This is a genomic window from Siccibacter turicensis LMG 23730, assembly GCF_000463155.2.
GTDB lineage: Bacteria > Pseudomonadota > Gammaproteobacteria > Enterobacterales > Enterobacteriaceae > Siccibacter > Siccibacter turicensis.
This window is the reverse complement of record NZ_AWFZ01000012.1, coordinates 1-9,056: the sequence shown is the minus strand read 5'-3', so window position 1 is coordinate 9,056 and position 9,056 is coordinate 1. Positions and strand designations below refer to the sequence as shown.

Genomic DNA, 9,056 nt, shown 5'->3' with positions numbered 1-9,056 from the left:
TGTTTTTTTAAAGGAAGAAGGGGCTTGGCTGGAAAAGGCGTTCCACGTCGGTGACGAATTTTTTATCCGTTAAGAACATAATTACATGGTCGCCCTGCTCGATACGCAAATTATCATTCGCAATCATGACGTCGTTTCCGCGTACGACTGCGCCAATGATTGTCCCGGGCGGCAGTTTAATATCGTCAATAACACGGCCCACCACGCGCGAGGTACTTTCATCGCCATGGGCAACGGCTTCAATGGCCTCGGCAACGCCGCGGCGCAGCGAAGAAACACCTACGATATCCGCTTTGCGTACGTGTCCGAGCAGGGCAGAAATTGTTGCCTGTTGCGGAGAAATGGCAATATCAATCACGCTCCCCTGTACCAGATCGACATAGGCTTTGCGCTGAATAAGCACCATCACTTTTCTTGCACCCATGCGCTTGGCCAGCATCGCCGACATGATATTCGCTTCGTCATCGTTCGTGACGGCGATAAACAGATCAACCTGATCAATATGCTCTTCAGCGAGCAGCTCCTGATCCGACGCATCGCCGAAAAACACGATGGTATTCTGAAGCTTTTCCGCCAGCTCCGCGGCTCGCTGCTGATCGCGTTCGATCAGTTTCACGCTGTAATTCTTTTCCAGCTTCTGCGCCAGCCCGGCGCCGATATTTCCGCCGCCAACCAGCATAATGCGCTTATAGGGTTTTTCGAGGCGCTGCAGTTCGCTCATCACCGCTCTGATATGTTGCGATGCGGCGATAAAAAATACTTCATCGCCCGCTTCCACGATGGTTGAGCCCTGTGGACGAATAGGACGGTCATGACGAAAGATTGCTGCCACGCGGGTATCGATATGCGGCATATGTTCGCGCATTGTTGAAAGCGCATTTCCCACCAGCGGCCCACCGTAATAGGCTTTGACCACCGCAAGACTCACTTTCCCCTCGGCAAAATTAACCACCTGCAGCGCGCCGGGGTACTCGATAAGACGATGGATGTTGTCGATAACTAACTGTTCCGGCGCGATGAGATGGTCAATCGGCACGGCTTCCGCGTTAAACAGCTTTTCCGCATCGCGAACATAATCAGGCGCACGGATACGCGCAATGCGATTGGGCGTATTGAACAGCGAATAGGCCACCTGGCAGGCAACCATGTTGGTTTCATCGGAGCTGGTTACCGCAACCAGCATATCTGCATCATCGGCGCCGGCCTCACGCAATACGCGTGGATGTGAGCCGTGGCCCTGAACGACGCGCAGGTCGAACTTATCCTGCAAAACACGTAAACGCTCACCGTTGGTATCGACCACGGTGATGTCATTGTTTTCGCCTACCAGGTTTTCCGCCAGTGTGCCGCCTACCTGGCCTGCACCCAGAATGATTATTTTCATTGGTTTCGCATCTCAGTCAGCCGGGAGGGGGCATTGCCCCTCACTGTTTGATTAGCTTAGCGTAAAAGAAGCCGTCGCCTTCGGTGGCGGCCGGCAGGTTTTGCAGGCCAGGCTGCGCCGGTGTCCCGGTGTCAACCAGACGGGCATCCGGCGTGCGGGTAAGAAAGCGCGCGATCTGTTCGCTGTTCTCTTCAGGAAGCACGGAACAGGTGGCGTAGAGCAGCGTACCGCCAGGCTTCAGATGTGGCCAGATAGCATCCAGAATCGCAGACTGGAGCTGGGCCAGTTCAGCGATGTCCCTGTCGCGTCGCAGCCATTTAATATCCGGATGGCGGCGAATCACGCCGGTTGCCGAACAGGGCGCATCAAGCAGAATGCGATCGAACTGTTTATCACCGCACCAGCTTGCAGGATCGCGTCCGTCGCCCTGCTTCACTTCGGCGCGCATTCCTAACCGCTTGAGGTTGTCATAGACGCGTGAGAGTCGGGTGTCGTCAACGTCCACCGCCATGACGTTGGCCTGCGGGGCCGCTTCCAGAATATGTGTGGTTTTGCCACCGGGTGCGGCGCACAGGTCGAGAATCGACTCGCCGTCCTGCGGATCGAGAAGCGTAACGCAGCCCTGAGCAGAGGCGTCCTGAACCGTCACCCATCCCTTTTCAAATCCGGGCAGCGCCTGAACCGCGCAGGGGCTTTCAAGCCGTACTGCGTCAGGGTAGGACGGGTGCGTAAAGCCCGTTATCCCTGCCTCTTCAAGCAGCGCAAGCCAGCCATCACGGGTATGGTGCTGACGATTCACGCGCAGCCACATTGGCGGGCGCTGGTTATTCGCCTCGATAACGGATTCCCACTGCTGAGGCCAGGCCGCCTTCAACCGCGCCAGAAGCCAGGCAGGATGCAGATAGCGGCTGTCGTGCGCCTGCGCTTCGGCGGTCAACGCTTCCTGCTGGCGCTGGAACTGACGCAGCACGCCATTAATAAGCCCCTTAAACTGAGGACGTTTAATGGCAATGGCGCCTTCCACGGTTTCTGCCAGTGCGGCGTGAGGTGGAATGCGGGTATACAGCATCTGATAGAGCCCAACCATGATCAGATAATGGATGGTGCGCTGTTTACCAGTCATCGGGCGCGACATCAGCTTACCGATGAGCCACTCCAGCTGAGGCAGCGTTCGCAAAACGCCAAAGCAGAGCTCCTGCAACAGGGCTTTATCTTTTTCTGATACTTTTTGCTGGAGTCCAGGCAGCACGTTACTGAGCGACTGCCCTTTTTCGACCACCTGCTCAACGGCCTGGGCCGCCAGACTTCGAAGATTAATTGATTTTTTCATAGCTGGAATTTGAACTGACAAGAATCAGAAAGAAAAATGCCCGGAAATGCCGGGCACTCACAATGCCTGTATCAGGCAAGAACGGAACCGGGAGTAAACCATTCCCGACGCGAATTCAGCAGCTCGTGTGCTTTCATCGCTTTTTTGCCGGCAGGCTGAAGTTCTTCGATATTCAGTACGCCGCGTGCCGTCGCAATCTGAATGCCCTGCTTGCCGGCATCAAGGATAGTGCCAGGCGCCGCTGAAGATTCCGTTTCCAGCACCGACGCTTTCCAGACCTTCACCGGCTGCTCGTCAATGATGAAGTAGCTCACAGGCCACGGGTTAAACGCGCGGATACAGCGCTCAAGCTGCTCGGCCGGTAAGCGCCAGTCGAGGCGCGCTTCTTCTTTACTGAGCTTCTCAGCGTAGGTCACCAGGGTGTCGTCCTGAACTTCCGGCTGTGCCTCACCTGTTGCCAGCTGGCGCAGGGTTTTAAGCAACCCCTGCGGACCGAGGCCGGCCAGCTTGTCGTACAACGTAGCGCTGGTGTCCTGGGCGGTGATAGGGCAGGAGAGCTTGTACAGCATATCGCCCGTATCCAGCCCCACGTCCATCTGCATGATGGTGACACCCGTTTCAGCGTCACCCGCCCAGAGCGAACGCTGGATAGGCGCCGCGCCGCGCCACCGTGGCAGCAGCGAGCCGTGTACGTTGATGCAGCCCAGACGCGGCATATCAAGCACCGCCTTTGGCAGGATCAGTCCGTAGGCCACTACCACCATCACGTCAGCGTTTAGATCGGCAATCAGCTGCTGGTTCTCGGCAGGGCGCAACGAGGCCGGCTGGAATACCGGGACGTTGTGTTCCTGCGCCAGCACTTTGACCGGGGAGGGCATCAGTTTTTTTCCACGTCCGGCGGGGCGATCGGGTTGCGTGAATACCCCGACTACCTGGTGCGCAGACGCGAGCAGCGCATCAAGATGATGCGCTGCGAAGTCCGGTGTACCGGCGAAAATAATACGTAATGAATCGGACACGTTGTTCCTTGTCTCGGTGTTAGCTTGCCGAACGCGATTTGTTATTCATGCGGTCGAGCTTCTCTACTTTCTGACGAATACGCTGGCGCTTCATCGGCGAGAGGTAATCGATGAAAAGCTTACCGACGAGGTGATCCATTTCATGCTGGATACAGATTGCCAGCAGGCCGTCCGCTTCGAGCTCGTAGCTTTTACCTTCGCGATCGAGCGCGCGGATTTTCACTTTCTCGGCGCGCGGTACGAAAGCACGCTGTTCCGGAATCGACAGGCAGCCTTCTTCGATGCCCGTTTCGCCTGATTTCTCAAGCAGTTCCGGGTTGATCAATACCAGGCGTTCATCACGATTCTCGGAGACATCAATAACGATAATGCGCTGATGAATGTCTACCTGCGTGGCAGCAAGACCAATGCCCTCTTCGGCATACATGGTTTCAAACATATCATCGACGATACGCTGAATTTCCGCATCCACTTCTTTAACCGGTTCAGCGACAATGCGAAGCCGCTCGTCCGGAATATGTAATACCTGCAAAACTGACATATTTATCCAGAGCTGTATTCAGGAGTTGATAAGATTCTTACCTCTATTCTAGACAAATCCCCCCTTGATTGACAGCATCCGTAGCCAGTCGTCAGGACAGGAAACGCATGATGGCCGGGGGAAATGGAATGTCACCAACCGAGTTATGGCTACGTCTGATGGCGGTGCCCTCTTTTAACGGCGAACAGATGCTGCGCGTGGCCGCTTTCATGACGCGTGATGCGGTGAAGCCGGCGGATATTCACCTGTGCCCGGGGCTTACCGCCGTACAGATCGCCCACTTCCTTAAACCCTCGGAAAAAGAGATTGAGGACGCGCTGCAGTGGCTTGATGCGCCCAACCATTTTCTGTTGACCGCCGATGATGCGGCTTACCCGCCACAGCTGCGCGCCATCAGCTGGTTTCCCGGCGCGCTGCTGGTGGATGGCGATCCAACCATCCTGATTGATGTGCAGCTGGCGGTGGTGGGCAGCCGGAACCACTCCTGGTACGGCGAGCAGTGGGGACGCACATTCTGTGAGACGCTGGCGGCGGCCGGCATGACGCTCACCAGCGGGCTGGCGTTAGGCATTGATGGCATTGCTCACCGGGCTGCGCTGGCGGTTAAAGGGAAAACCGTCGCCGTGCCGGGCAGCGGGTTTAATCATATGTATCCGAAACGACATGCGCGCCTGGCGCAGCACATTGTGGCGAGCGGCGGAGCGCTGGTGTCGGAGTTTCCACTGACCACAACCCCCTGGCCTGGAAATTTTCCGCGTCGTAACCGAATCATCAGCGGACTGAGCGTGGGCACCTTCGTGGTGGAGGCGTCGTGTCGCAGCGGCTCACTGATAACGGCACGTTATGCGTTAGAGCAAGGACGCGAGGTTTTCGCTTTACCCGGACCGCTCGGCAACCCCGGTAGTGAGGGGACTCACGCGCTTATCAAACAGGGCGCGGTGCTGGTTTCACAGCCGGAAGATATCCTCGAATATTTACATGGTGAATTGCGCTGGCTCCATTTAGCGGAAAAATTTAGCAATAATTCGTTAAATGAGCCGGAGCCTCCATTGCCATTTCCGAAGCTGTTGGCTAACGTAGGAGATGAGGTTACACCTGTTGACGTCGTCGCTGAACGTGCCGGCCAGCCTGTGCCAGTAACGGTAGCACAGCTACTCGAACTGGAGTTAGCAGGGTGGATCGCAGCTGTACCCGGCGGCTATGTCCGATTGAGGAGGGCAAGCCATGTTCGACGTACTAATGTATTTATTTGAAACCTACATACATAACGAAGCAGAAATGCGTGTGGACCAGGATAAATTGACAACCGATCTGGCTGAAGCAGGTTTTGATCGCGAGGATATTTATAACGCGTTGTTGTGGCTTGAAAAATTGGCAGATTATCAGGATGGGCTGGTCGAACCGATGCAGCTTGCATCCGATCCGCTCTCCGTGCGCATCTATACCGCCGAAGAGTGCCAGCGGCTGGATGCCAACTGCCGGGGATTCCTGCTATTCCTGGAACAAATTCAGGTGCTGAACCTCGAAACGCGTGAAATGGTGATTGAACGTATTATGGCGCTGGATACCACAGACTTCGATCTTGAGGATCTGAAGTGGGTGGTGCTAATGGTGCTGTTCAATTTACCGGGGTGCGAAAACGCCTATCAACAGATGGAAGAATTACTCTTCGAAGTAAATGAAGGTATGCTGCACTAATTTGAGGGCAGCAGAATAGCTATGGCCAAATCAGCACTCTTTACGGTGCGTAACAGTGAGCCCTGCCCACAGTGCGGGGCTGAACTCGTCATCAGGACCGGCAAGCACGGTCCGTTTCAGGGTTGTTCAAACTATCCGGAATGCGATTATGTTCGTCCTCTGAAAAGTCAGGCCGACGGGCATATCGTTAAAGTTCTGGAGGGGCAACAGTGTCCAGAATGCAGCGCCACGCTGGTACTCCGCCAGGGGCGCTTTGGTATGTTCATCGGATGCAGCAACTATCCCGAGTGCGGACATACTGAAATTATCGATAAGCCGGATGACACCTCTATCGCCTGCCCGCAGTGCCAGCGTGGGCAGCTGGTACAACGTCGTTCCCGCTTCGGTAAAACCTTCCACTCCTGCGATCGCTACCCGGAGTGCCAGTTCGTTATCAATTTCAAACCGGTCGCGGGGGAGTGTCCTGCGTGTCACTATCCCCTGCTTATTGAAAAGAAAACCGCGCAGGGCGTAAAACGCTTCTGTGCCAGCAAACAATGTGGAAAGCCGGTAACGGCAGAATAAGACTGTGAATACAAACCTGCATACAAGCACGCTCAACGATACCATCGCTGTTTTAAACGAAGAGCGTGTTATCGCTTACCCTACCGAAGCCGTTTTTGGTGTCGGCTGCGATCCGGATAGCGAAACGGCGGTCATGCGCCTGCTGGAACTCAAACAGCGCCCGATGGAAAAAGGGTTGATCCTCATCGCCGCGAGTTTTGAGCAGCTGCTGCCCTATATAGATGATTCCATGCTCACCGAAAGCCAGCGCGCTGCGATTTTTGCCTGCTGGCCTGGTCCGGTGACGTTTGTCTTTCCCGCTAAGCCTACGACGCCACGCTGGCTTACCGGCAAATTTGACTCCCTCGCCGTACGCGTCACCGACCACCCGCTGGTGGTGGCATTGTGTAACGCCTATGGCAAACCGCTGGTATCAACCAGCGCCAACCTGAGCGGACAGCCGCCATGCCGTACCGTAGAGGAAGTGGTAGCCCAGTTTGGCGAAGCCTTCCCGGTGCTCAAAGGCGAAACAGGGGGCAGACAGAACCCCTCTGAGATCCGCGACGCGCTCACGGGCGCGCTTTTTCGACAGGGATAAAGATGGAAACGTTCGTTGTTATTGGTAACCCGATTGCCCACAGCAAATCGCCTTCGATCCATGCGCAGTTCGCCAGCCAGCTCGGCATCGCTCATCCCTATGGACGGCTGCTTGCGCCGCTTGATGAGTTTCAGGACACGCTTGAGGCGTTTCTCAAAGCGGGTGGAAAAGGCGCGAACGTCACCGTTCCTTTCAAAGAGCAGGCGTTTGCGATCGCGGATGAATTAACCGAACGTGCTGCGCTGGCTGGTGCGGTAAATACGCTGAAACGTCTCGAGGACGGACGCCTGCTCGGTGATAACACCGACGGTATTGGGTTGCTTAGCGATCTGGAGCGTCTGGCGTTGATTAAGCCGGGCGACCGTATTCTGCTGGTGGGTGCGGGCGGCGCGGCGCGTGGCGTCCTGCTTCCCTTGCTGTCGCTGGAGTGCCGGGTCACCATCGCCAACCGTACGTTTTCCCGCGCACAGGCGCTGGCGACGCTGTTCAGCCACACCGGTAGCGTTGAGGCCCTGCCCCTGGAAGCGCTGGAAGGGCAGCAATTCGATCTGATTATCAATGCAACATCAAGCGGCATTGCGGGCGAAACGCCGGCTATTCCATCATCCTTGATTAACGGGCAGGTACGCTGCTACGACATGTTTTATCAGCATGGCCTGACGCCTTTCCTGGAATGGTGCCAGCATCATGGCGCGTTGCAGTATGCGGATGGTCTGGGGATGCTGGTGGGGCAGGCGGCCCATGCGGTGTTGCTCTGGCATGGCGTGCTGCCTGACGTTAGGCCCGTTATAGAACGTATGAAGCAAGAGCTTGCTCAGTGAACCAGTCAATTCAGTTCCCCGATCGGGAAGAGTGGGACGAGACCCGCGCGGCCGTCTGCTTTCCTGCGCTGGTTAACGGAATGCAGTGCCGCTGTGCAATTGCCGGTGAATCGCTGGCGCGCCGCTTCGGGGGCGATACGCCAGCACAGTGGATGGCTGCTTTCCGGACCAACCGTTGGGATCTTGAAGAAGAGGCCGAGCGCCTGATCGTCAATCAGCAGGACGATGAGTTCGGCTGGTTCTGGTTATCCTGAGCCAGGTAGTCATCTTTCCACTTTACGTAATTCTTCGCAGAATAAAGTAAGCCTTCGCGTTCCTCGGGCGTCAGGGCCCGGATCTGTTTGACCGGGCTTCCCAGATAAAGATACCCACTTTCCAGACGTTTGTTCTGCGGTACCAGGCTACCGGCACCAATCATCACCTCATCTTCAATCACGGCGCCATCAAGAACGATCGATCCCATCCCAACCAGAACGCGGTTGCCGATCGTGCAGCCGTGCAGCATCACTTTATGGCCGACCGTAACGTCTTCACCAATCAGCAGGGGAAATCCTTCCGGGTTCCAGGCGGATTTATGCGTGACGTGCAGCACGCTGCCGTCCTGAATATTGGTCCGCGCGCCGACAGAAACGTAGTTAACGTCACCCCGAATGGCGACCAGGGGCCAAATCCCCACATCGTCCGCCAGCCGGACATCGCCTATCGCAACGCTGGTGCTGTCGACCATGACGCGAGCACCCAGCGTCGGGACGCTCTCTTTATAGGGACGTAAAACTGCAGCCATAAACACCTCTGAATAGATTGATACGCTGATTGAAAGACTGTGGTGGGTTTATCAGGCATACGCAAGCCTGAAATGATTCAAATTTTGAGCAGATCGAACAGGATCAATACGGAAAGCGCAAAAAAACACCGGTTAAAAGAAAAGATCGAAAAAAGGCTTGTGCAAAAAAATGGGATCCCTATAATGCGCCTCCGTTGACCCGGCAAAGTGAATCACTTCACAGCGTATGCCGGAGCGACTCAGAGAAAAAACTTCAAAATTGAAGTTGACTCTGAAAGAGGAAAGCGTAATATACGCCACCTCGCGACAGCAGGCTGTAAGCCGCGTCGCAACTGCTC

Annotated in this window: 12 protein-coding genes; 6 read left to right on the top strand and 6 right to left on the bottom strand. The window is 55.7% G+C overall.

Annotation, left to right across the window (positions count from 1 at the left end; all coding sequences use genetic code 11):
* Positions 1-7: 7 nt before the first annotated feature.
* The 4 genes from trkA to def form a co-directional block, all read right to left on the bottom strand.
* On the bottom strand, positions 8-1,384 hold the full coding sequence (trkA, locus tag DW58_RS01295) for a Trk system potassium transporter TrkA (RefSeq protein ID WP_029592225.1): 1,377 nt from the start codon (positions 1,382-1,384) through the stop codon (positions 8-10).
* Positions 1,385-1,424: 40 nt separating this feature from the next.
* Positions 1,425-2,714 (bottom strand): 16S rRNA (cytosine(967)-C(5))-methyltransferase RsmB, encoded by a 1,290-nt coding sequence (rsmB, locus tag DW58_RS01290; protein WP_024549022.1) that lies wholly within the window; start codon positions 2,712-2,714, stop codon positions 1,425-1,427.
* Positions 2,715-2,785: 71 nt separating this feature from the next.
* Positions 2,786-3,733 (bottom strand): methionyl-tRNA formyltransferase, encoded by a 948-nt coding sequence (gene fmt / locus DW58_RS01285; protein ID WP_024549021.1) that lies wholly within the window; start codon positions 3,731-3,733, stop codon positions 2,786-2,788.
* Positions 3,734-3,752: 19 nt separating this feature from the next.
* Positions 3,753-4,274, bottom strand: a complete 522-nt coding sequence (gene def / locus DW58_RS01280) for a peptide deformylase (RefSeq protein WP_024549020.1) — start codon at positions 4,272-4,274, stop codon at positions 3,753-3,755.
* 128 nt (positions 4,275-4,402) lie between these two features.
* On the opposite strand from def, the gene dprA reads away from it, so the two are divergent.
* Genes dprA through DW58_RS01250 form a run of 6 tightly spaced genes read left to right on the top strand, consistent with a single transcriptional unit; the run spans position 4,403 to position 8,188 of the window.
* Entirely contained in the window at positions 4,403-5,527 is a 1,125-nt protein-coding gene (gene dprA / locus DW58_RS01275) for a DNA-protecting protein DprA (protein ID WP_024549019.1), read from the top strand.
* Positions 5,499-5,972 carry a DUF494 family protein Smg gene (gene smg, locus DW58_RS01270; RefSeq protein WP_024549018.1) on the top strand — a complete coding sequence of 158 codons (474 nt, stop codon included), beginning with the start codon at positions 5,499-5,501 and terminating at the stop codon, positions 5,970-5,972. The genes dprA and smg overlap by 29 nt, the downstream gene beginning before the upstream one ends.
* Before the next feature lie 21 nt (positions 5,973-5,993).
* Positions 5,994-6,536 carry a DNA topoisomerase family protein gene (locus DW58_RS19755; protein ID WP_024549017.1) on the top strand — a complete coding sequence of 181 codons (543 nt, stop codon included), beginning with the start codon at positions 5,994-5,996 and terminating at the stop codon, positions 6,534-6,536.
* 4 nt (positions 6,537-6,540) lie between these two features.
* Positions 6,541-7,113 (top strand): L-threonylcarbamoyladenylate synthase type 1 TsaC, encoded by a 573-nt coding sequence (gene tsaC / locus DW58_RS01260; RefSeq protein ID WP_024549016.1) that lies wholly within the window; start codon positions 6,541-6,543, stop codon positions 7,111-7,113.
* Between the two features lie 2 nt (positions 7,114-7,115).
* Positions 7,116-7,934, top strand: coding sequence for a shikimate dehydrogenase (gene aroE / locus DW58_RS01255; RefSeq protein WP_024549015.1), 819 nt, complete (start codon positions 7,116-7,118; stop codon positions 7,932-7,934).
* Positions 7,931-8,188 (top strand): DUF1488 family protein, encoded by a 258-nt coding sequence (locus DW58_RS01250; RefSeq protein ID WP_024549014.1) that lies wholly within the window; start codon positions 7,931-7,933, stop codon positions 8,186-8,188. Before aroE ends, DW58_RS01250 begins: the two co-directional genes overlap by 4 nt.
* On the opposite strand, the gene DW58_RS01245 is transcribed toward DW58_RS01250, so the two are convergent.
* Positions 8,149-8,718, bottom strand: coding sequence for a gamma carbonic anhydrase family protein (locus tag DW58_RS01245; RefSeq protein ID WP_024549013.1), 570 nt, complete (start codon positions 8,716-8,718; stop codon positions 8,149-8,151). The two genes, DW58_RS01250 and DW58_RS01245, sit on opposite strands and share 40 nt — an antisense overlap.
* A 132-nt stretch (positions 8,719-8,850) precedes the next feature.
* On the bottom strand, positions 8,851-9,056 hold a 206-nt coding region (locus DW58_RS21270; protein ID WP_235810691.1), incomplete at its 5' end, for a hypothetical protein.

Bases quoted from the DNA above. Each gene is read 5' to 3' on its own strand.
- trkA (WP_029592225.1), bottom strand. From the start codon at position 1,384: ATGAAAATAATCATTCTGGGTGCAGGCCAGGTAGGCGGCACACTGGCG.
- rsmB (WP_024549022.1), bottom strand. From the start codon at position 2,714: ATGAAAAAATCAATTAATCTTCGAAGTCTGGCGGCCCAGGCCGTTGAG.
- def (WP_024549020.1), bottom strand. From the start codon at position 4,274: ATGTCAGTTTTGCAGGTATTACATATTCCGGACGAGCGGCTTCGCATT.
- dprA (WP_024549019.1), top strand. From the start codon at position 4,403: ATGTCACCAACCGAGTTATGGCTACGTCTGATGGCGGTGCCCTCTTTT.
- smg (WP_024549018.1), top strand. From the start codon at position 5,499: ATGTTCGACGTACTAATGTATTTATTTGAAACCTACATACATAACGAA.
- DW58_RS19755 (WP_024549017.1), top strand. From the start codon at position 5,994: ATGGCCAAATCAGCACTCTTTACGGTGCGTAACAGTGAGCCCTGCCCA.
- aroE (WP_024549015.1), top strand. From the start codon at position 7,116: ATGGAAACGTTCGTTGTTATTGGTAACCCGATTGCCCACAGCAAATCG.
- DW58_RS01245 (WP_024549013.1), bottom strand. From the start codon at position 8,718: ATGGCTGCAGTTTTACGTCCCTATAAAGAGAGCGTCCCGACGCTGGGT.